22 protein-coding genes are annotated in these 19869 nt (G+C 62.8%); 7 read left to right on the top strand and 15 right to left on the bottom strand.

Annotated elements, in window-relative coordinates; genetic code table 11:
- Positions 1-100: 100 nt before the first annotated feature.
- The 5 genes from JNB89_RS22035 to JNB89_RS22020 form a co-directional block, all read right to left on the bottom strand.
- Entirely contained in the window at positions 101-853 is a 753-nt protein-coding gene (locus tag JNB89_RS22035; RefSeq protein WP_220363584.1) for an IclR family transcriptional regulator domain-containing protein, read from the bottom strand.
- 375 nt (positions 854-1228) lie between these two features.
- A complete protein-coding gene (locus tag JNB89_RS31135; RefSeq protein ID WP_220374478.1) occupies positions 1229-1483 on the bottom strand; it encodes a hypothetical protein in 255 nt (84 codons plus the stop codon).
- Complete coding sequence (locus tag JNB89_RS22030; protein WP_220363583.1) at positions 1480-1929, bottom strand: hypothetical protein; 450 nt, start codon at positions 1927-1929, stop codon at positions 1480-1482. Before JNB89_RS22030 ends, JNB89_RS31135 begins: the two co-directional genes overlap by 4 nt.
- Positions 1930-2264: 335 nt before the next feature.
- Positions 2265-3053 carry a DUF2242 domain-containing protein gene (locus tag JNB89_RS22025; protein WP_220363582.1) on the bottom strand — a complete coding sequence of 263 codons (789 nt, stop codon included), beginning with the start codon at positions 3051-3053 and terminating at the stop codon, positions 2265-2267.
- A gap of 336 nt (positions 3054-3389) precedes the next feature.
- Positions 3390-4052: a transglycosylase SLT domain-containing protein gene (locus JNB89_RS22020; protein ID WP_220363581.1), complete on the bottom strand. Its 663-nt coding sequence runs from the start codon at positions 4050-4052 to the stop codon at positions 3390-3392.
- 323 nt (positions 4053-4375) lie between these two features.
- Here JNB89_RS22020 and JNB89_RS22015 point away from each other — a divergent pair, with 323 nt between their 5' ends.
- From JNB89_RS22015 to JNB89_RS31440, 4 genes are all read left to right on the top strand, one after another.
- Positions 4376-4591, top strand: coding sequence for a DUF6723 family protein (locus tag JNB89_RS22015; RefSeq protein WP_220363580.1), 216 nt, complete (start codon positions 4376-4378; stop codon positions 4589-4591).
- A gap of 596 nt (positions 4592-5187) precedes the next feature.
- Positions 5188-5679: a DUF2846 domain-containing protein gene (locus tag JNB89_RS22010; RefSeq protein ID WP_220363579.1), complete on the top strand. Its 492-nt coding sequence runs from the start codon at positions 5188-5190 to the stop codon at positions 5677-5679.
- A 66-nt stretch (positions 5680-5745) separates the two neighbouring features.
- Positions 5746-5919, top strand: coding sequence for a hypothetical protein (locus JNB89_RS31130; RefSeq protein ID WP_223216826.1), 174 nt, complete (start codon positions 5746-5748; stop codon positions 5917-5919).
- Positions 5920-6113: 194 nt separating this feature from the next.
- Positions 6114-6269 carry an HNH endonuclease gene (locus JNB89_RS31440; RefSeq protein ID WP_431026597.1) on the top strand — a complete coding sequence of 52 codons (156 nt, stop codon included), beginning with the start codon at positions 6114-6116 and terminating at the stop codon, positions 6267-6269.
- A gap of 258 nt (positions 6270-6527) precedes the next feature.
- Here JNB89_RS31440 and glmS read toward each other — a convergent pair whose 3' ends face one another.
- The 5 genes from glmS to JNB89_RS21975 form a co-directional block, all read right to left on the bottom strand.
- Positions 6528-8345: a glutamine--fructose-6-phosphate transaminase (isomerizing) gene (gene glmS, locus JNB89_RS21995; protein ID WP_013340783.1), complete on the bottom strand. Its 1818-nt coding sequence runs from the start codon at positions 8343-8345 to the stop codon at positions 6528-6530.
- A gap of 63 nt (positions 8346-8408) precedes the next feature.
- On the bottom strand, positions 8409-9770 hold the full coding sequence (glmU, locus tag JNB89_RS21990) for a bifunctional UDP-N-acetylglucosamine diphosphorylase/glucosamine-1-phosphate N-acetyltransferase GlmU (RefSeq protein WP_135892658.1): 1362 nt from the start codon (positions 9768-9770) through the stop codon (positions 8409-8411).
- A gap of 128 nt (positions 9771-9898) precedes the next feature.
- Positions 9899-10873, bottom strand: a complete 975-nt coding sequence (gene ttcA, locus JNB89_RS21985; protein WP_220363577.1) for a tRNA 2-thiocytidine(32) synthetase TtcA — start codon at positions 10871-10873, stop codon at positions 9899-9901.
- 2 nt (positions 10874-10875) lie between these two features.
- Positions 10876-11271: a dihydroneopterin aldolase gene (locus tag JNB89_RS21980; RefSeq protein WP_013340786.1), complete on the bottom strand. Its 396-nt coding sequence runs from the start codon at positions 11269-11271 to the stop codon at positions 10876-10878.
- Between the two features lie 53 nt (positions 11272-11324).
- The gene (locus JNB89_RS21975) at positions 11325-12143 is read right to left on the bottom strand and encodes an SDR family oxidoreductase (RefSeq protein ID WP_220363576.1); all 819 of its coding nucleotides are present in this window, start codon (positions 12141-12143) and stop codon (positions 11325-11327) included.
- A 13-nt stretch (positions 12144-12156) separates the two neighbouring features.
- Between JNB89_RS21975 and JNB89_RS21970 the strand changes: the two genes are divergently transcribed.
- Both JNB89_RS21970 and JNB89_RS21965 read left to right on the top strand, forming a co-directional pair.
- Positions 12157-13347 carry a class I SAM-dependent methyltransferase gene (locus tag JNB89_RS21970; RefSeq protein ID WP_220363575.1) on the top strand — a complete coding sequence of 397 codons (1191 nt, stop codon included), beginning with the start codon at positions 12157-12159 and terminating at the stop codon, positions 13345-13347.
- Between the two features lie 16 nt (positions 13348-13363).
- Positions 13364-13558, top strand: coding sequence for a DUF2905 domain-containing protein (locus JNB89_RS21965; protein WP_006052570.1), 195 nt, complete (start codon positions 13364-13366; stop codon positions 13556-13558).
- A gap of 31 nt (positions 13559-13589) precedes the next feature.
- Here JNB89_RS21965 and JNB89_RS21960 read toward each other — a convergent pair whose 3' ends face one another.
- The 4 genes from JNB89_RS21960 to JNB89_RS21945 form a co-directional block, all read right to left on the bottom strand.
- A complete protein-coding gene (locus JNB89_RS21960) occupies positions 13590-14843 on the bottom strand; it encodes a multifunctional CCA addition/repair protein (protein WP_220363574.1) in 1254 nt (417 codons plus the stop codon).
- The gene (locus JNB89_RS21955; RefSeq protein WP_220363573.1) at positions 14840-15493 is read right to left on the bottom strand and encodes a glutathione S-transferase family protein; all 654 of its coding nucleotides are present in this window, start codon (positions 15491-15493) and stop codon (positions 14840-14842) included. The genes JNB89_RS21960 and JNB89_RS21955 overlap by 4 nt, the downstream gene beginning before the upstream one ends.
- 39 nt (positions 15494-15532) lie before the next feature.
- Entirely contained in the window at positions 15533-16486 is a 954-nt protein-coding gene (locus JNB89_RS21950) for a complex I NDUFA9 subunit family protein (protein WP_220363572.1), read from the bottom strand.
- A 78-nt stretch (positions 16487-16564) separates the two neighbouring features.
- The gene (locus tag JNB89_RS21945; RefSeq protein WP_135892653.1) at positions 16565-18532 is read right to left on the bottom strand and encodes a lytic transglycosylase domain-containing protein; all 1968 of its coding nucleotides are present in this window, start codon (positions 18530-18532) and stop codon (positions 16565-16567) included.
- A gap of 77 nt (positions 18533-18609) precedes the next feature.
- Between JNB89_RS21945 and JNB89_RS21940 the strand changes: the two genes are divergently transcribed.
- Positions 18610-19152 (top strand): 5-formyltetrahydrofolate cyclo-ligase, encoded by a 543-nt coding sequence (locus JNB89_RS21940; RefSeq protein WP_262928133.1) that lies wholly within the window; start codon positions 18610-18612, stop codon positions 19150-19152.
- Between the two features lie 131 nt (positions 19153-19283).
- Here the strand turns inward: JNB89_RS21940 and JNB89_RS21935 are convergent, their stop codons facing one another.
- Entirely contained in the window at positions 19284-19796 is a 513-nt protein-coding gene (locus JNB89_RS21935; RefSeq protein WP_013340794.1) for a winged helix DNA-binding protein, read from the bottom strand.
- Positions 19797-19869 lie beyond the last annotated feature (73 nt).

The raw sequence follows: 19869 nt of genomic DNA, 5'->3' as shown, positions 1-19869 counted from the left end.
TTGTCATGCGCAAAACCGGATATGTATTTTCCGGGAGACAGCTTGCTTTCGACACGCTTTCACTCAGAAAACCCGTATACGGGAAATCACCTAACCGACGTCAAACGAGATTGCGCAGCAAGCTGGCAGTGTCGAGCAGCGTCGGCAGAACGCGGTGCAGCGCGGCGTTTGCCGACTCTTCGCCAATCGGCATGCTCACGCTGATCGCGGCGACCACCGTGCCGTGCCGGTCACGCAACGGCACCGCGACGCCGCGCACGCCGAGTTCGAGTTGCTGGTCGGTGACCACATAGCCATTGCGGCGGATTTCGCCGAGCACTTCGCGCAGCCGTTCGACGGTGGCATAAGTGTGCGGGGTGAACACCTTGATCGGATACGACGCCAGCCATTGTTCGATGTTCTCCGGCGCCTGGAACGCGAGCAGCACCAGCCCCGCCGACGACAAAGGCGCCGGCACGCGTGAGCCGAGCACGAAGCCGACCGCCATCGCGCGATTGACGCCGTTGCGGGCCACGTACACCACGTCGTGTTCGTCGAGAATCGCCACGAGCGCCGTCTCCTGAAGCGTGGCCGTAATGCGCTGCAGGAAGGGCTGCACGGTGCGCGGCAAACGCGCCGAGTCCAGATACGACTGGCCGAGGCGCAGCACCCGCGGCGCGAGCCAGAACAGCTTGCCGTCGGTGTCGACGTAGCCGAGTTCGCGCAGCGTCAGCAGATAGCGGCGCGCCGCCGTGCGCGACAGACCCGCGCGGCCGGCCACCGCAGTGGGCGTCATGCGCGCGTGTTCTTCGTCGAATGCCTCGATGATCGCCAGAGCCTTCGCGGCGCCGGCGATCCAGTCTTTGTCGTCCATCGGTTGCCTGAGATGTGGCCGGCTGATGAGATGTTTGCCGCTCGCGCAATCGACGCGCTCGGCGCAGCCAGCGCGGTCGGTGCAGTCGACGCGCTCGGCGTGCCGGCGCATTTGTCGCACGCACGCACGCACGGTTGCGTCGTCAGGTTCGTTGCCTCCGTCTAGCGGTGCGGCAAAGGCAGCCAATGCGCAAGGCGCCGGTCATTGCGCGCAATTGTGCCCGAAGCCGGACCGCCGTTGCGCGGTTATAGCGCGCGAAAGCGCAAGGTGAGTGACGGTCGGGCTCACCGTGATGGAAACGGGCGCGCTTCTTACGAACGAGGCCCGCGAGGCGGGCGGACTGGGCACCCGCCGCCTCTGCCGCACTGGCTGCGCTCAGGCGGCCCGGGGATGAGTGTACAGGTGGTGCTGGGTGTCGCCAGTCGGCGGAAATACGCACCAGCAACCGTCGTCATGACGGAAGAAGAAAAGTCCGCGTGAGCCGTTGCCAGCAGAGGTTTCGACTCGAACGTAGCGCCGGCCGCCCACCCGAGTGCGGCTGAATTCTGTCACATGCACGACCGCGGAAGGCGCAGGCGCGAGCCACTTCTCGACGAGGAATCGCAACGACTGTTCGCTCGCGCCTCTCATGACCCGCTCCTCGTCGGCTTGTTTGCGGGTGCTTCGTGCGTCGCGTCCGGGGTGTCGTCACGTTCGTGACTGTCGGTCGCACTTTCTCTTTCCTGCCGCTCGGCCGACGCAAGCGCCATCTCCCGGTTAGTGGCTGCTGCCCGCAGCGTGCTGCAATGAGCTGCATGCCGGATATCCGAAAGAAGACGGACCAACTGTCTTGCTGTTCTGCGCTTCATTCCACACCCCCGCACTGCACCAATCACTTCAGAAAACACTTTAACTCTATGCCCAGGTCGGGCATTACCAAAGCTGTTTTGACTAAATAGCAACAGCTGCGCTTGCAAAAAGAACGACGCAATCTTTGTACCGCCGCCTCTCACCTTGCGCTCGACGTGCGAAGCCGTCTGTTCGCTCACGAGCAAAAGACAGACAAAAGCGATGCTCGCCGGAAACGGGCGCTGCATGTCACTTATCCACACTGGCCTTTGCATAACGTTGGGATAGAGCGGCGAACAGCCTGTGCGCCGATTCTTGATAAAACCGGTCCGGCGCCGGTATCGGCGAAACTTATCCCGTGCTGGTAGTTTTTCTACAGAACCGTCCCGCACGGTTATTGGCTTCGCATTACCTTGATGTAACGGAAGAATCCGCGGTTATCCACAGGGCGGGCTTTCCCTTGTTAACTACTACTACGTATATATATGAAGAAAGTAAACGACATAGGAGAACTGTCGCTGCGCGCTGCTTTTGCAAGCGGAGCGCGCTGCTGCGTCGTGGCGCTACCCATCGACGCGCTAGGTTAGCGAACCGCGCCTGCTTCGCTGGCTGGATGGACAGCGACGGCTTCGCCGATCAGGTCCGGTGTTTCTGTCGCGTTAGACAATGAGCTGGGCGTGGGCGTGGAAGGAGACGCGGCCATAGGCGTAGACACCGTAGCTGTGACCGGCACGGACGCCGGTGCCGGTGCCGCTGCCGCTGCCGGCGGTGTGGCCACCTCGATTGGCATCGGCAACAGACGCGTCTCGACGCGGTCGCTGACAACAGGCTGTGTCCGTACGACCGTCTGCAGATAATGATCGACGAGTCCGAAGAAACGGTCGTAGAACTTGCCCGAAGGAATCGTCTCGCTGGAGATTTTCACCATCGCGTCGCTGTTGGAGCGGATGGGCAACGACAGAGAACCGAGCACGCTCAGCCCCACGCTCGCCGACGTATCGCTCTTCTTGAGCGCGAAGCCGTTCTGCACCGCGTTCACATAGACGATGCTCGTACTGCTCGCCTCCTCACCCGGCGTGCACACCACATGAAATTCCACCACCACGTGTGTATCGCCGGACGGCTGGAAATTCTTCGTGCCGTCGACGGTATCGTTGCGCGTCATCGTCGTCAGATAGCCCTGACTCAGCAACGCGCGGCGCGCGGCTTCGCAGGTGTCGGTCACGCTCGAATTGAAATTGCGTGCGTAGGGGCTCGCACCGGTTTCAAACAGTTCCTGCTGGAACTTGGGGGTGGGCGTGCTGCTGCAAGCGGCGAGCAGCATCAGGCCGCAGAAGGAAGCGACGGTGGTCTTGAAAAGCGAGGTAGACATGGTCAATCGAAAAAACGCTGCTTAAGTGCGCGAGGAACCGCGCAGGAAATGCATTGTAGAGCGGTTGCCGTGCGTGCGTAAAAAGCGTGCAGCGAAGCTGACGGTGCGCGTCTTGCCGTCTTTCAGCGTGTGGTGCGCGGCGAGATGGCAACTCTTGGTGCGAAGCGAGCGGGCGAAATCGGCGTCGTAGGCGTGGCTGCTGCCGTGTGCAAAGCGCCGTGTGCAATGCGGTCCGGCACGCGACGGGCGCGTGTGCTCAATCTGCCTATTTGAAGAACTGCCGCTGTTCGAATGGCGGGTCGGCAGGCGCCCGCCGGTAAAACAGATCGCCGATGTTTAGTTCGACGGCGCAGCAAGCGCGGCCGACGTCTGCGCGCCGGGCGCAGCTTCATTGCTGCCCGTCTCGCGAGCGGACGGAGCGGCGAGTGCACTGGTCCGGTTGCCGAACGTGTCCGCGCAACGGGCGGACACGCGGGCGTCGCAAGTATCCGCCTGCGCGTTAGACTGTTTCGCCAGACCGGGATGGGGCGCAACGTTCGCGAAGTCGCCGGCACGCAAGCTGACTTTCTGCGCGTACGCTTGAGACCCGCCGTAGCTCTTGAGCGCGGCGTTCATGTCGCCGTTGGCCGAGCGCATGTAGCCGTACAGGATCGCGGACCCGACCTCGATGTTGGCCGTCGGCTCGGTCAGATCTTTCACGTTCCTCAAAAGCCCGCGATGGGCGCTCGGCACCACCTGCATCAGCCCGGTTGCGCCGTTTGCGCCCTTGGCCTTCTCCTTGAAGCGCGACTCGATCGAAATAATCGCCAGCAACAACGCAGGCGGCAACGAATATTTCGATGCCGCGGATTGCACGGCATCCGAGATCTTTTCCGCCTTTTCCTTCGCGATGCCGAATTTCTGCGTGAGATACGCGGACACGCGGTCGCCACTTTCCTCGGCCACCGCGGATTGGGCGAGGCCGAGCGAAAGCAGAATCAGGCAGAGTAACCGGCTCATGGCGAAAGGTCTGAGGAAAAAGTCCCGGCATTATAACGCTGCCTCAAAAATAGGCACGTCCTGGGTTGAATGCGGATTCAGACCGAGGGATCGGCTCGCGGGGCCGCCTGGCGCGCGCTTTGGGCCCGGACGCAGATTGCGAGCAGGGCTTTTTTGAGCGGCACTCTGCGTCAGTTAGTTGCGAACTTGATTGTATTCGTCGTACTTGTCACTAGGCGCGGGGCGAAAATGTGGCTTCTGCGGATTTGAGACAATGGCGGTCGCACGGTCGACGAACAGCCGTTCGCGACAAAAGCAGCTTTATCGAACGAGACGTCCCCTGTATGAGCAAGACAGTATTCATCCCCAGTGTCCCCGCAGCGTCCGAGGACGACTTCGAAATTTCCGCGATGTCGAAGCTCGCCGGCTATCGGCGCTTTTTCGGCGTATTGAAGGTGGTTCGCACGACGGACGGCCGCGTGCTGTTCCCGTTCGACGGCGCGCCGGAGCTTGGGCCGTATCCGACCAAGATGGAAGCGATCGCTGCCGCGCAGGTGTAGGGCGAGCATATCGTCGCCAGTGACCTCGCTCGGCCGGAGTTGTGAGTCGACGCTTCGGGTGGCGTGGGGCGTCGAAAAGACGGCCAAGTCCTAGGCCTCGCGAGCCGGCCCACAGTCGCTAAGGTCTTCGCGCGATCGCAACGCACAACCTCGCTTAAGTTTTTCCCAGTTTTGCCGACAAAGAATTGCCGGACACTACAGGGAAACGTTCAGCGTGGTCATTAAAGCTGTCCTCACATCAGCGTGTGCAGTGCTGATGCTATCTGCATGCGCACCGTCGCTACCGGTACAGAACACAGAACTCTTACCGGTCACTGCGACGCAGCAGCGCTTTCGGGTCGCCAACTCCATTACCGTCAAGCTCTCGTCTGGCTATTCGCGAGAGGTGCATGGCGGCTCCGTGTGGCAGCCCGTCGGGACAATAGCGCAGGGCGTTGTGCTCCGACCGATGGGCGAAGTGTTCACCATCGAAGGCCGTCAGGTTCACGAGGCGTACCTGGTGACAAAGGAAAACACCGTAGTGGGGTTCTTCCTACCCGGCGAGTCCAATTTTTCACCTCTTGCCCCTGCACAATCCATAACAATCGAGAGAATCAATGACTAAGTTGCTCAAGGCATTAGTAGGCAGCGCTTTCGTGGCGCTCGTCGCGTCCGGCTGCGCGAGCGGTCCTCAATACAAGGAAGTCGCGTCCTCTATCCCGACGTTGAAAGAGGCCCAAGGCCGAATCTATTTCTATCGTTCTAACTCAATGTTTGGCGCTGCTTTGCAGCCGACCATCAACCTGAACGGAACACCGGTCGGAAAATCACAAGCGGGAGGTTTTTTCTATGTCGATGAGCCCGCCGGGCAATATGTCGTATCGACAGCCACGGAGACCGAGAAAACGGTGTCATTCAAGCTGGATGCCGGCGAAACCAAATACGTGAAGACAAGCGTTGGGTTTGGGCTGCTCGTGGGTCGCATCATCCCGTCGCTGGAGTCGGCTGACGAAGCTGCGAAGAATCTGGAAGATCTGCATTATGTCGCTAACCCGACTACTGCAGCAGTGAAGAAAGGCGGCAGAAACACAGTCGGCACGACCGAATGAGCTAACGTCCAACCGTTTCGGGTCTGCTGTAACTCCATCGTCGATGATGGTGTCGGCAGGAGCTGTTTGAGTATCCGCAAGCACATCAAGGCGGCAATCAAGTCGCTTGTGTTACGCGCGATCGACAGTGGAGACATTCGGGCAGAGCTGGAACGGCTCCATTTACTGAGCGCACTGGTCGGCGTGTCGAATGTCGCTTCGTTCTCTCGACTGGCAGCAAAGCGCGAGGCGACTGATTGATATTCTGTTGCTCGGGTCAAAACCAGCTAGCTGGATACTGCGCCCAGTGCTACGAGGTCGGGCTACCTACTTCAGGTTCTCATCAGGTTGACTGGTAACGTTCGAAGGCAACCAGAGTAAGTCGTCGTGCTTACCCGCGCATTCAGGCGAAGTCCGAACGTCATTGTGGATGTTCTGCAGCAAGCTGAGGGAAGATGCGAAGGATGCGGGCAGTCGACGCCGTTCCAGCGCGCAGACGGGGCGCCGATCTTGACGTGCACCATCGCACGGATTTGGCAGACAGAGGCGAAGATACCGGAGAGAACGCGATTGCCTCGTGTCCGAATTGTCATCACGAGCAGCTACGGTAACAACCATGCCAGTGACGTCATCAAGCGAGTGCGCACGGCTGCCCACTGAGGCGCTGTGGCAGGAGAGGTGCGGCGGCGGAACACGCGGAAACGAGAGAGGAAGTGGGAGGGAGGGACCAAGGCTGAAGCCTTGGTCCGCCCGCTCGAAGGATTCATTCCCAAACACTTTTTCGGGACTTCCCCTTCGAAGCGGGCGATTTGGTGTCGCTGGATTAGGAGTGTTTAGGCTGCAAAATCCATATTGCCAGGCACATCCCCTCACTCCACCGTCACCGACTTCGCCAGATTCCGCGGCTTATCCACATCCGTTCCCCGCGCGCAAGCCGTGTGATACGCCAGCAACTGCAGCGGCACCACATGCAGAATCGGCGAAAGCAGCCCATAGTGCTCCGGCATACGAATCACATGAATGCCGTCGTCGTTGACGATCCTGGTATCCGCATCCGCGAACACATACAGTTGTCCACCACGGGCGCGCACTTCCTGAATGTTCGACTTGAGCTTCTCGAGCAGCGCATCGTTCGGCGCCACCGTCACAACGGGCATCGCCTCCGTCACGAGCGCGAGCGGCCCGTGCTTCAACTCGCCTGCCGGATAAGCTTCCGCGTGAATGTAGGAGATCTCCTTCAGCTTCAACGCGCCTTCAAGTGCAATCGGATAGTGCATGCCGCGTCCGAGGAAAAGCGCATGTTCCTTGCGCGAAAATTCCTCCGACCACGCGATGATCTGCGGCTCCAGCGCCAGTACGCTGTTCAGCGCAGCCGGCAGATGTCGCAGCTGCCGCAGGTATTCGGCTTCCTGCTCAGGGCTCACGCGCCCGCGCAGCTTCGCGAGCGTGACAGCCAGCACGAACAGCGCGACCAGTTGAGTGGTGAACGCCTTCGTGGATGCAACCCCGATCTCGCGGCCCGCGTGCGTGAGAAACGCCAGCTCGGTCTGGCGCACCATCGCGCTCGTGCTGACGTTGCACACCGCAAGCGTGTGCCGATGCCCGAGCTCCTGCGCGTGCTTGAGTGCAGCGAGCGTGTCCGCGGTTTCGCCAGACTGCGAGATCACCACGACCAGCGACTTCGGATTGGGCACCGACTCGCGGTAGCGATACTCGCTGGCAATTTCCACCTGCGTAGGAATCTTCGCAATCGATTCGAGCCAGTACTTCGCGGTGAGCCCCGAGTAGTAGCTCGTGCCGCAAGCAAGAATCAGCAGATTGTCGATGTCCGCGAACACCTTGTCGGCGCCTTCGCCGAACAACGATGCATCGAACGAATCCGATTGCGGAATCGTGTCGGAGATCGCGCGCGGCTGCTCGAAAATTTCTTTCTGCATGAAGTGACGATACGGGCCGAGCTCGACCGCGCCGCCGTAGGCCGCGACCTGGCGCACTTCGCGTCGCACTTCGTTGCCCTCGCGGTCGGCAATGCGCACACCGTCGAGCGTCAACTCGCACACGTCCCCTTCTTCGAGGAAGATGAAGCGCTCTGTGCTGCCCGCGAGCGCGAGCGCGTCCGAAGCAAGGAAGTTCTCGCCCTCGCCGAGTCCCACCACTAGCGGCGAGCCCTGCCGCGCGCCGACCACGGTATGCGGCTGATCCTTATGCAGCACGGCAATCGCGTAAGCGCCGTGCAGCTGGGCCACGGCCTCGCGCACAGCGGCGAATAGATCACCGCGATACAGGCTGTGAATCAGATGCGCGATAACCTCTGTGTCGGTCTGCGAGACAAACGTGTAACCCTTGCCACGCAGCGTTTCGCGCAGCACCTCGTAGTTTTCGATGATGCCGTTGTGTACCAACGCAAGCGCATCTTTCGAAAAGATAGGATGCGCGTTGTCGGTCACCGGCGCGCCGTGCGTGGCCCAGCGCGTATGCGCGATTCCGGTAATGCCGCCCAGGTGGCTGTCGCGCACCTGTTCGTCGAGGTCGGCAACGCGCGCCACGCTGCGCGCACGCGCCGGACCGCTGTCGCCGAGCACGGCAACGCCGCACGAGTCGTAGCCGCGATATTCGAGGCGCCGCAGTCCTTCAATCAGGACAGGGACAATATTTCGTTGCGCTGCCGCGCCAACAATGCCGCACATGGTCTATTCCTATTCAGTGCTGGAATCTCGCGGGGCACGCGTCGCGCCGCCCTCGCCTCTTCATCAACTCTTCTTTTTGGTGGGGCGCACGTAACCCGTCTTGCTGGTTTGCGTCTTGTCGTTCAGCACGAGCGCGTCGGCTTCGACATCCTTCCAGATCGTCGTGCCCGCTGCGATCGTCGCGCCGCGCTTCACGCGCACAGGGGCGACCAGCTGGGTGTCGGAACCGACGAACACGTCGTCTTCAATGATCGTGCGGAACTTGTTCGCGCCGTCGTAGTTGCAGGTGATGGTGCCCGCGCCGATATTCACACGTGCGCCGATATCGGAGTCGCCGATATAGGTGAGGTGATTCGCCTTCGAGCCGTGCCCCAGCACCGCGTTCTTCACCTCGACGAAATTGCCGACGTGCGATTCGTCTTTCAACGACGCGCCAGGCCGCAGCCGCGCATAAGGTCCGAGCACGACGTTCGCGCCCACTTCCGCGCCTTCGATATGCGTGAACGCATCGACCCGCGTGCCGGCACCTATGCTCGCATTGCGAATCACGCAGTTCGGCCCGATGCTCACGTTATCGGCGAGCGTAACGCGGCCTTCGAACACGCAGTTCACGTCGATCGACACGTCCCGTCCGCACTCGAGCGTGCCGCGCACGTCCACGCGGGCCGGGTCGGCAAGCGTGACGCCGGCCACCAGCAGCGCATCGGCCACATTGCGCTGATGAATCCGCTCGAGTTCGGCGAGCTGCTGCTTGCTGTTCACACCGAGCGTTTCCCACTCGTCTTGCGGCTGTGTGGTAACGACTTCGAGCCCTGCTTCGATTGCCATTTCCACAGCGTCGGTCAGATAGAACTCGCCTTGCGCGTTGTCGTTCTTCAGCGCAGCGAGCCAGCCCGCGAGCCGCTCGGTCGGCGCAACCACAATCCCGGTATTGATCTCGTCGATGAGGAGCTGGTCGGCGCTCGCATCTTTCTGTTCGACGATGCGCGAGACATTGCCCTGCGGATCGCGCACGATGCGGCCGTAGCCTGTGGGGTCCGCGAGCGTGACTGTCAGCACGCCATAGGCGCGCTCACCCGCGCGCTCGACGAGCGCCTGCAACGTGCTCGCGCGCGTGAGCGGCACGTCGCCGTATAGCACGAGCGTGGGCACGGAGGGATCGAGAAGCGGCAGCGCCTGCTGTACCGCGTGCCCGGTGCCGAGTTGTTGCTCCTGCACGGCGAATTGCAGGTCGGGCGCGCTCACCGCCTCGCGGACCGCTTCGGCACCATGCCCGATTACCACGACGAGGCGCGTGGGCTTCAGCGTGCGGGCAGTGTCGATGACATGAGCGAGGAGCGGCCGGCCAGCGAGAGGATGGAGCACCTTGGGCAGCGCCGAACGCATGCGCTTACCGGTGCCTGCCGCCAAAATCACGATGTTCATGGCGTCGGCAAATAGACGAGTTTGGAGCCGACGATTCTATCACGCACCCTCTTGTGGAAATGGCCGCGAAAGCGGCCATATTGCGAGCGCAAGCAAGTGCCGAAACGCCCTTTTTGCGGGTTTTCCGGTCAAATATTGTCGAACTGCACGATCGAGATCGGCCTCGCCGCGCCAAGGGAAGCGCCCTCGTTCGCATCGCTGGAACACGGTTCTTCGTCGAATGCGATGTCGCCTTGCGGATCGGCCTCGCCGGTCGCGCGCAGGCCCGCAAACGGAAACAGCTTGTGATCCATCAAATGCGAAGGCACCACGTTGGACAACGCATTGAACATGTTCTCGATGCGGCCAGGAAAGCGCTTTTCCCAGTCGCGGATCAGCGCCTTCATTTCCGCGCGTTTCAAATTCGGCTGACTGCCGCACAGATTGCACGGAATGATCGGGAATTCGCGCAACTCCGCGTACTTTTCCAGATCCGTTTCCTTCACGTAGGCGAGCGGGCGGATCACGATGTTCTTGCCGTCGTCCGATTGCAGCTTGGGCGGCATGCCCTTCAGCTTGCCGCCGTAGAACAGGTTGAGCAGCAGCGTTTGCAGAATGTCGTCTCGATGATGACCGAGTGCGATCTTCGTCGCGCCGAGTTCGCCCGCCACACGGTACAGAATGCCGCGGCGCAGTCGCGAGCACAGCGAGCAGGTGGTTTTACCCTCGGGCACCAGCCGCTTGACGATGCTGTACGTGTCCTGATTCTCGATGTGAAACGGAATGTCGAGCTGCTTCAGATACTCGGGCAGCACGTGCTCGGGAAAGCCCGGCTGCTTCTGGTCGAGGTTCACCGCGACGATATCGAAGTCGATCGGCGCGCGCTCGCGCAGCCGCATCAGAATGTCGAGCATCGCGTAGCTGTCTTTGCCGCCCGACAGGCACACCATCACCTTGTCGCCGTTCTCGATCATGTTGAAGTCGCCAATCGCCTGGCCGACCTGGCGCGCAAGCCGCTTGAAGAGCTTGTTGTTCTCGTACGCCTCCTTCTGTTCACGGCGCGTGAGCGGCGACTTCTGGCGTGCGGCGGACGTGGCGTCGTCCATGATTTCGGGAGCGTTCATGCTCAGTCCTCCTTGATGCGGAAAACTTCGACGCCCACCGCGTCGCAGTCGGGATAAACATCGGGCTTTTCGGTCGAAACGCGCGCAGCCCGCACTTGCGGATGCTCGAGCATGGTCTTAACGAGGTCGTCGCAGAGCGTTTCCTGCAAGTGAATGTGGCCTTGCTCGACGCGGCGCGAAATGGTCGAACGCATAAAGTCGTAGTCGACCACCTCTTCGAGCTTGTCCGCTACCGGCGTGGAAAGCGCGAGCGGCACGTACAGTTCGACGTTGATCACGACGCGCTGTTCGCCGCGCTTTTCGAAATCGTGCACGCCGATGTTGATGTGCACTTCGTAATTGCGCAGAAAGAGCCGGCGGCAATCGGCGAGCCGGGGATGCGAAAGAGCGGCAAACATGTTCGTTCCAGTCGAAAAAAAGCGTGCGTGGCACGCAAAGGGGCGCAGGTGTTTCAGGCGCCCGTCAAAAACATTACGTCGCGCGGCAGCGGCACGAGGTGCTGCCCGCCGTCGACCACCAGCGTCGTTCCAGTCACGCCGCTTGCATCCGCGAGATACAGCGCGGCGGCCACAATATCCTCGGGCCGCGACGCGCGGCCCAAGGGCGTGACGCGGTGAGCGGCGGCGAAACTCTCCGCCGTCTGGTCGCCGGACTGCATGGTGAGACCGGGTGCGAGCCCAACCACCCGCACCTTCGGCGCCAACGCCTGTGCGAGCGCAACCGTCGCGGTCTGCAAGGCCGCCTTCGACAACGTGTACGACAGGTAGTCGGGGTTCATGTTGTACAGCTTCTGGTCCAGCACGTTGATCACCACGCTGCGCAGGCTTTCGTCGGCGAGCGCGGCCTGCGGCGTCGCGTCGTACAACATGCGCGCGAGCACGAGCGGCGCGCCCAGGTTCATCGCGGTCAGCTTCAGCAGCAACTCGTAGCCGACGTTGCGGGCCGTGTCTTCCTCGAAGCGCGACGCATTGTTGACGATGCACACCGGCCGGCCGAGCGCCGCGCTACAGGCCGGCAACAGACCCGCGACTTGCGCTTCGTCGCTCAACTCCGCTTGCAGGGCGACGGCCTTGCGGCCCAGCGCGACGATTTCCTCGACCACCTCTTCAGCTTCGCGCCGCGAGGCGCCGTAATGCACGGCCACGTCCCAGCCTCGCGCGGCAAAACCGAGCGCGAGCGCGCGTCCGATGCGGCGCGCGGCGCCGGTAATCAGCACGACACGCGGCGTTTCAGGCGCGCGGGCGGCGGCGGTGTCCGTAGAAGCGGTCATTTACAATGCGGGAATGAATCCGAAAGCTCACCAACCCGATAGTTTACCTGCTCCCGGCCCGAGCGCGCTGGCGCAGTCCGAAGCACTCGTTGCGCGGATTCGCGCCGAACTGCAAGAGGCCGGCGGCTGGATGCCGTTTGACCGCTACATGGAGCGCGCGCTGTATGCACCGGGACTCGGCTACTACAGCGGCGGCGCCCGCAAATTCGGCCTGCGCGGCGACGACGGCAGCGACTTCGTCACCGCGCCCGAGCTGTCGCCGCTTTTTGCAGCGACGCTAGCGCGTCCCGTGGCCGAAGCGTTGCAGGCAAGCGGCACGCGCGAGGTGATGGAGTTCGGCGCCGGCACCGGCAAGCTCGCCGCGGGCGTGCTGAAGGCGCTGGCCGCGCTGGGCGTGGAGTTCGACAGCTACTCGATTGTCGATCTGTCAGGCGAGTTGCGCGAGCGCCAGCGCGAGACTATCGAAGCCGCCACGCCTGAGCTCGCGGCTAAAGTGCGCTGGCTCGACGCGCTGCCCGAGCGCTTCGAAGGCGTGGTGATCGGCAACGAAGTACTGGACGCCATGCCGGTGCGGCTTTTCGCTTCGGCCAACGGCGCGTGGCACGAGCGCGGTGTGGTCTGGCGCGACGGCTGGTTAGCATTCGAAGACCGCCCGGTGACTGCGCCCGCCGACCTGGCGCGGCTCTCTGAAATCGACACGGCCGGCGCCGACTACATCGCCGAAATGCACGACGCCGCGTGTGCCTTCACGCGCACCATCTGCACGATGCTTGCACGCGGCGCGGCGTTTTTGATCGACTACGGCTTTCCGCGTCACGAGTACTACCATGCGCAGCGCGCCGAGGGCACGCTGATGTGCCACTACCGGCACCGCGCGCACGGCGATCCGTTTCTCTATCCGGGCTTGCAGGACATCACCGCGCATGTGGAATTCACCGGCATCGCCGAAGCGGGTGTAGAAACCTGCGCGGACCTGCTCGGCTTCACGTCGCAAGCGCGCTTTCTGCTGAACGCGGGCATTACGGATGCGCTCTCCGAAATAGACCCCGCCGACACCGCCCGCTTTCTGCCCGCGGCAAATGCGGTGCAAAAGCTGCTGTCGGAGGCCGAAATGGGCGAGCTCTTCAAGGTGATCGCGTTCTCGCGCGGCCTTGACGACACGCTGCAGGCCTTTTCCAGCGGCGACCGGTCGCATACGTTGTAATGCGAGGACTTGCGCGATGATCCGCTGGCTGCTCACCACCTTCGTCGCGCTCGCCGTGCTGTCGGCTTGCTGGCCGTGGCTTCGCAAACTGGGCATTGGGCGCATGCCCGGCGACGTGACCGTGCGCCTCTTTGGGCGCGAATATCATTTCCCGTTCATGTCGACACTGTTGCTGTCGATGCTGCTGTCGTTCATCGCGCGGCTTCTGTAAAGCGGAGTTTGTCGCTCGCGAGCGGCGCCACTCACGCGTTACCGCCCACGGCACCTTCCAGCGCCGCGGCCACCGCCCGCACACGCTCCTTGTGCACAGCGTCCTTGATACCGGCCGGCGCATCGGCGAAGCGCTTTGCGACCGCGCCGGCGTCCACGCCCCGCGCGGCGACGAGCGCAACTCTCAGGCGTTCGGCCTGCGGGTACTCGCGCGCCTCGAAACCTAGCCGACCCCGTGCGTCCGCCTCGCAAGCCTGCAACGCTTCGGCAAAGCGCGAAGGCTTGCGAATCGCGTCGCCGCGCTCGAGCAGGCGCACGAGCGCGGCCGCCCCCATTTCCATCACGCGATGGATATTGCCGTGCTCGCGCGCCACCAGCAAAGCCAGATCGCGGCACTCATTCGGCACGCGCAGGCGCTCGCACAAGGGCTTGAGCAGATCCACGCTGCGGCCTTCGTGACCGATATGGCGCGGCAGCACGTCTTTCGGCGTGCTCGCCTTGCCGAGATCGTGCGTGAGTGCGGCAAAACGCACCGGCAGCGCGTAGCCCTGCTGCGCGGCGTGGTCGACGACCATCATCACGTGTACGCCGGTGTCGACCTCGGGGTGATAGTCGGCGCGCTGCGGCACGCCGAACAGTGCGTCGATCTCCGGCAGAATTCGCGCCAACGCGCCGCATTCGCGCAGTACCGCGAACATGCGCGACGGCTTCTTTTCCATCAGACCGCGCGACACCTCCTGCCACACGCGTTCGGCGACGAGTGCATCCACCTCGCCGTCGGCGACCATCTTGCGCATCAGCGCGAGCGTTTCCGGCGCGACCGCGAAATCGGCAAAGCGCGCCGCGAAACGCGCGATCCGCAAGATGCGGACCGGGTCTTCAAGAAACGCGTCGCTGACATGACGGAACAGCTTCGCCTGCAAGTCGCGCTGACCGCCGAACGGGTCGATCACCGGCCCGGTCAGTTCGCCGTCGGGACGCACTTCGCGCGCCATCGCGTTGATGGTGAGATCGCGGCGCGCGAGGTCCTCTTCAAGCGTCACATCGGGCGCATAGAAAAACTGGAAGCCGTGGTAGCCGGCCGCGGTCTTGCGTTCGGTGCGCGCGAGCGCGTACTCCTCGTGCGTCTGCGGATGCAGGAACACTGGAAAGTCTTTGCCCACCGGACGATAACCCTGCGCGACCATCTGCTCGGGCGTCGCGCCGACCACCACGTAATCGCGGTCCTGCACCGGCACGCCCAGCAACTCGTCGCGAATCGCTCCGCCTACTGCATAGATATTCATGGGCATTCGTCTAGATACGCAACGGCGTGGGTCTCGCGCAGCGCGTCGTCAATCCACGCTTTTACCGCCGGCTGCGCCGTGAGCCGCTCCACATAGGCGCGCGACGTGTCCGACAGCGCCGGCTGCCAGGTGTTGAAGCGCATGGCCACCGGCGCATACATCGCGTCCGCAATGCCGAATTCGCCGAACAGGAAAGGGCCGCCCGAACTGTCGAGGCAGTCGCGCCAGATCGTCTCGATACGCGCGATATCGGCCAGCACGCCTGGCGTCGCATTCTTGCCGGGGAACGACGCGCGAATGTTCATCCACATGTTCGAGCGCAATTCGCCGAATCCCGAATGCATCTCGGCGCTGACGCTGCGCGCACGCGCGCGCGCCGCCGCGTCGCGCGGCCAGAACGCGTGTTCGGGAAAGCGCTCGGCAAGCGTTTCGGCGATGGCAAGCGAGTCCCACACGGCGAAGCCCGCGTCGTCGACCAGGCACGGGATTTTGCCCGGACTGTCCGGCGCATGTGCGAGCACCGCCGCATTGGTGCCGGGCTGGTTCAGATGGATCAGCACTTCGTCGAATGCAATACCGAAATGCTTGAGCAGCACCCAGGGCCGCATCGACCATGATGAGTAGTTCTTGTCGCCAATAAGCAGCTTCATGCCGGTTCGTCTGAAGAGTGGAGTTGGGTGGGCAGAAAGTCAGCGGCCCGCGCTCGCGCGAAACGCATCGAAGCGCGAGCGCGATGAAGCGCCTGTCAGATACACAGGCGCGATCGTTTCGATGCTGGCCGGCTCGAGCCCAAGCTCGGGCGCGAGCGGGTGGCTCAGCACGTTGTCGTGTTTCATTGAATCGAGATTGTCGCGCGTGATGACCGGTTCGCCCGGCGCCATTTCGAAGGTCATGGCCTGCATGCGCGCGAGCGCGAGGGGCAGGCGGATGATGCTCGCGTGCCTACCGATCACGTCGCCGCAATATTTGACCAGCTCTTCCAGCGTATAGACGCTCGGGCCGCCGAGTTCATACGTCTTGCCACTGGCCGCGTCGAGATCGAGGACGTTGACGATCGCCTTGGCCACGTCGCCGACATAAACGGGTTGGAACCTGGCGTCCGGCATGGCGAGCGGAATGACCGGAAAGATGCGCTGCAAAAACGCGAACTTGTTGAGGAACTGGTCCTCGGGACCGAACACCACGGAAGGCCGGAACACCGTCCACGCAAGATTGGCCGCGTGAACCGCCTTTTCGCCATCGCCCTTCGAACGCGAATACATGCTGGGACCATTAGAGTCCGCGCCGAGCGCGCTCAGATGAATCAGCCGATGCACCCCCTTGCCTTCGCAAGCCGCGACAATACGCGTAGGCAGCTCGACGTGCGCACGCGCAAATTCGGGACCGTAGGGCGTGCGGCGTTTGCCATGCAACGTGCCGACCAGGTTGATGACGCAGTCCGCACCTTCGACAAAGCGCGCGATCTGCACCGGATCGAACACATCGGTTTCGATCACGTCGATGGGCAGGAGCGTGAGATGGCGCGCGTTGTAGCGCCGCCGTGTGGCGATGCGCACCTCTTTGCCCATTTCGACGAGGGCGTTGACGAGGTGGCTTCCGATAAACCCGGAACCGCCAATGATCGCAATGGCTTTATGTCGCATTTTCGACTCCCTGGTGGAAGCCGCGGCAACGGCTGGCGTGGAGCGCCGCTGCCAGGGCTGGCAGCGGCGGCACGGCGCTTACGGTGCGATATAACCCAGACGCGCCTTCAGCGATTGCGGACGGCCTTCGAACAATGCCGCGTAGTAGACCGTGTTGGACAACACATTCTTAACGTAGTCGCGCGTTTCCTGGAAAGGAATCGACTCGGCGAAGATCGCACCTTCAACCGGCCGCTGCAACGACTGCCGCCAGTTACGCGGCCGGCCCGGACCGGCGTTGTAGCCCGCCGTGGCGAGCACGGCCGAACCATCGAACTGATTGTAGATCATCGACAGGTAGTTCGTGCCGAGCAGGATGTTGGTGTTGATGTCGTTCATCTGCTCGCGCGAAATCGGGCCGAGACCGATCTTCTTCGCGACCAGTTGCGCGGTGCCCGGCATCAGTTGCATCAATCCGCCCGCGCCGACTTCGGAGCGCGCGTTGATGATGAAGCGCGACTCCTGACGAATCAGTCCGTACGCCCACTCCACGTCGAGTCCGGTGGACTGCGCATCGCGCTCCACGATGTCGCGGAACGGCGACAGATAACGCAGCGAAAAGTCGTGTTCGGTTTTCGTGCGGTCCGCCGTGTTGACGGTGCGGTCGTACAGCTGGATACGGCGTGCGTATTCGGCTGCCGCGAGCAACTGACGGTCGCTCATGCTGCGCAGCGGCCAGTTCCATTCGCGATTGCCTTCGAGCCGCAGATTCAGCGCATAGAAGCGCCGCGCGAGGTCGAAGCCCGGCGTCTCGCCGGCCTGCTGGATTTCGGAGTCGGTGACCGTGGTTTTAGGCGGCACCGCAATCTTCTGGCCCAATTCTTCTGCGGCGAGTTGGCCGTAGAAGTTAAAGCCCTGCGAGATCGACTCGAACTCCTGGTTGGCGGTGGTCGTGTCGCCCGCCTGCTTGAGCGCGCGGGCATGCCAGTACACCCACGACGGCTGGCTACGCAGCGCAGCCGGCATCTGCTCGATCGACCAGCGCACCATGTTCCAGTCGCCGGCAAGAAGCGCCGTGCGCGTGCGCCATTCGTAGGCGGGGTTGGAAAGCGGCGCGTTCGCCGACAGTCTGTACCAGTCCACTGCACTCGGCATTTGCTTCGCAGCCGCCTGATAGGCAATCGTGCCCCAGCCGATGGCGCGCTCCGGCGAATTCAGCGAAGGCGCGACCGACGCGAACGTGGCCGCGGCCATCGCGGGGTCGTTGCGCGCCATGCGCGTGATCGCGAGCAACGCCAGTTGATGCGCTTGCGGGTCGGCGCCGACACCGCGCGCGAGCAGCAGCGGCGGCGTATTCGCGGCCTGGCTGAACAGCACAGGATCAGGCGCCTGATTGCCGAGCGCATCGACAAGCTTGCTGCCGGTGTTCGTATAGTTCTGTTCGTAAGCGAGACGGATCTGCTGCCAGATGTCGTCGCTGCTGAACTGCCTGTTCACGCCGAGCACAGTAATCAGATCGACGCAGCCGTCGCCGTACCACTTCGGATCCACGAGCAGCGCGCGCGCTGCATCCGCCACGTTTTCGCCGCGCGACGCACGCGATTCCAGCGCGTAGCATTTCACCTGCGTGTCGTCGTTCAGCACGAAACGCGCGTATTGCTGATCGAAGTTGCGCCAGTCGTGGCGCGCGCCGAGCACGGTGAGGTAGTCGTTGCGCATGCGGTCGGCAATGGCCTGACCGTCGTATTTCTGCAGGAACGCGAGCACCGGCGCGTCGGGCGCGTCGACGCGCGCGTGGCCGGACGAATCGAATAGCTGTGGCTTGATCTGGAAGTACTCCAGATACGAGGGCGCCGGGTAGCCCGGAATCATGCTTGCAAGCTGCGCCGCACGTGCTGCGTCGTTATTGCGGGCGGCTTCGCGCAACTGGACGAAAATCTGATCGTCGTTGGTGAGCTGCGAAATGGGAAGTGGCTTGACGGCTGACGCGGTGCTGCATGCAACGAGCGCGGCTGCGGCAAGCGCCATACCGGCCGCGCGATATACTCGGTAAAGACTTTTTGACATCGTTGTTTCTGGAGCGCGAATTGAACCCAAGCATAGCATGCAACCCTGCGACGGAATCGAAAAAGGCGCTGCGTAGAATGCTATTGGAAGCAAGGCTACAAGCGGCTTCCGAGCCGGCGAACAACGCCGCGCTCGGGCGTCGCGTGCTCGACGCGTTGAAGCATTTCAACGTGACGAGCGTGGGGTTCTACTGGCCGCTCGCAGGCGAGTTCGATGCGCGCACAGCGATCTCTGTGTGGCTCGCGGGCGGCTCGCGGCGCGAAGCCAGTCTGCCGATCATCAGGGAACGCGGCTTGCCGCTCGAGTTTCACGCATGGTCGCCGGATACGCCGATGAAGATCGGCCATCACAAGATTGCGGAGCCCGCAACCGAACGTCTGGTGATTCCCGAACTGCTGCTCGTGCCCTGCGTGGGTTTCGACGCCGACGGTTACCGGCTCGGCTACGGCGGCGGGTACTACGACCGCACGCTCGCCGGCTGGCCGGGCGCGGCGCGGCCGATCACCGTGGGGGTCGCGTATGAGGCGTGCCGCACGCCGGCGCTCGAGCGTGAGGCGCATGACATTCCGCTCGACATGATCGTCACCGAGGCGGGGCTGCACGCGCGGGCGGCTGGCTAAGCGCAGGTGAACCACACCGCGCGATCGCATTCTCCCGAGTCGCGCAAGGCACCCGATGCCCGCCACAACGCGTCACATTGCACCACAACGCACCACAACGCACGGCCGGGCGCCGCCGCCTGATCCCCTCGTTATAGCGACGCCGCCGCGCGCGCGGCCGTGTCGTACATGCCCGACGCATTGCGCATGAGCTGCGCGGCCTCGCCGATCTGTTCGTTGGTGAGGCCGCTTTCCTTGAGCGTCGAAATCAGGCAGCTCTCGCGGACCTCGCGGTACTTCAGGCACAGCGCGCGGCCGGCCTCGGTCGCGGAAAAGAACACTTCCTTGCCGGTCTTTTCGCTTTTTACATACCCTCTAGCTACAAGCTTCTTCAGCGCATAGGTCGCGACGTGCGTGTCTTCGATGTTGAGCACGAAGCAGATGTCGGCCAGCTTCTTGCGGCGTTCGCGATGACTCACGTGATGCAGCAGCGAGACCTCGATGGCGGTCATGTCCTTCTCTCCAGCCGCCGACATGCAGCGCACCATCCAGCGGTTGAATGCGTTGCCGGCCATGATGAGCGCGTATTCGAGCTCGGACAGTTCCGCGCTCGTATCGGACACGAGGTGTTCCGACGAGACGATCTTGGTGGGATGCCGCGACATGTGAATTCTCAGGAAACAGGATGGAGAGTGTCCGGAGTGTACGACGAGCGGCCTCGGGCCGCGAGCCTGGCGA

The organism is Paraburkholderia phenoliruptrix, from assembly GCF_019511605.1.
Taxonomy (GTDB): domain Bacteria; phylum Pseudomonadota; class Gammaproteobacteria; order Burkholderiales; family Burkholderiaceae; genus Paraburkholderia; species Paraburkholderia phenoliruptrix_A.
Note: the sequence above shows the minus strand (reverse complement) of the source record. Positions and strands in the feature narration are given on the sequence as shown.

Coding starts and splice junctions, on each gene's coding strand:
- JNB89_RS22030 (WP_220363583.1), bottom strand. CDS start 1,929: ATGCAGCGCCCGTTTCCGGCGAGCATCGCTTTTGTCTGTCTTTTGCTC.
- glmS (WP_013340783.1), bottom strand. CDS start 8,345: ATGTGCGGCATTGTTGGCGCGGCAGCGCAACGAAATATTGTCCCTGTC.
- JNB89_RS21945 (WP_135892653.1), bottom strand. CDS start 18,532: ATGTCAAAAAGTCTTTACCGAGTATATCGCGCGGCCGGTATGGCGCTT.
- JNB89_RS21980 (WP_013340786.1), bottom strand. CDS start 11,271: ATGTTTGCCGCTCTTTCGCATCCCCGGCTCGCCGATTGCCGCCGGCTC.
- JNB89_RS21955 (WP_220363573.1), bottom strand. CDS start 15,493: ATGAAGCTGCTTATTGGCGACAAGAACTACTCATCATGGTCGATGCGG.
- JNB89_RS31440 (WP_431026597.1), top strand. CDS start 6,114: ATGCGAAGGATGCGGGCAGTCGACGCCGTTCCAGCGCGCAGACGGGGC.
- JNB89_RS21965 (WP_006052570.1), top strand. CDS start 13,364: ATGATCCGCTGGCTGCTCACCACCTTCGTCGCGCTCGCCGTGCTGTCG.
- JNB89_RS22020 (WP_220363581.1), bottom strand. CDS start 4,052: ATGAGCCGGTTACTCTGCCTGATTCTGCTTTCGCTCGGCCTCGCCCAA.
- JNB89_RS22015 (WP_220363580.1), top strand. CDS start 4,376: ATGAGCAAGACAGTATTCATCCCCAGTGTCCCCGCAGCGTCCGAGGAC.
- JNB89_RS22025 (WP_220363582.1), bottom strand. CDS start 3,053: ATGTCTACCTCGCTTTTCAAGACCACCGTCGCTTCCTTCTGCGGCCTG.
- JNB89_RS21935 (WP_013340794.1), bottom strand. CDS start 19,796: ATGTCGCGGCATCCCACCAAGATCGTCTCGTCGGAACACCTCGTGTCC.
- JNB89_RS21975 (WP_220363576.1), bottom strand. CDS start 12,143: ATGACCGCTTCTACGGACACCGCCGCCGCCCGCGCGCCTGAAACGCCG.
- JNB89_RS21970 (WP_220363575.1), top strand. CDS start 12,157: ATGAATCCGAAAGCTCACCAACCCGATAGTTTACCTGCTCCCGGCCCG.
- JNB89_RS21950 (WP_220363572.1), bottom strand. CDS start 16,486: ATGCGACATAAAGCCATTGCGATCATTGGCGGTTCCGGGTTTATCGGA.
- JNB89_RS21940 (WP_262928133.1), top strand. CDS start 18,610: ATGCTATTGGAAGCAAGGCTACAAGCGGCTTCCGAGCCGGCGAACAAC.
- JNB89_RS31135 (WP_220374478.1), bottom strand. CDS start 1,483: ATGAGAGGCGCGAGCGAACAGTCGTTGCGATTCCTCGTCGAGAAGTGG.
- glmU (WP_135892658.1), bottom strand. CDS start 9,770: ATGAACATCGTGATTTTGGCGGCAGGCACCGGTAAGCGCATGCGTTCG.
- ttcA (WP_220363577.1), bottom strand. CDS start 10,873: ATGAACGCTCCCGAAATCATGGACGACGCCACGTCCGCCGCACGCCAG.
- JNB89_RS21960 (WP_220363574.1), bottom strand. CDS start 14,843: ATGAATATCTATGCAGTAGGCGGAGCGATTCGCGACGAGTTGCTGGGC.
- JNB89_RS22035 (WP_220363584.1), bottom strand. CDS start 853: ATGGACGACAAAGACTGGATCGCCGGCGCCGCGAAGGCTCTGGCGATC.
- JNB89_RS22010 (WP_220363579.1), top strand. CDS start 5,188: ATGACTAAGTTGCTCAAGGCATTAGTAGGCAGCGCTTTCGTGGCGCTC.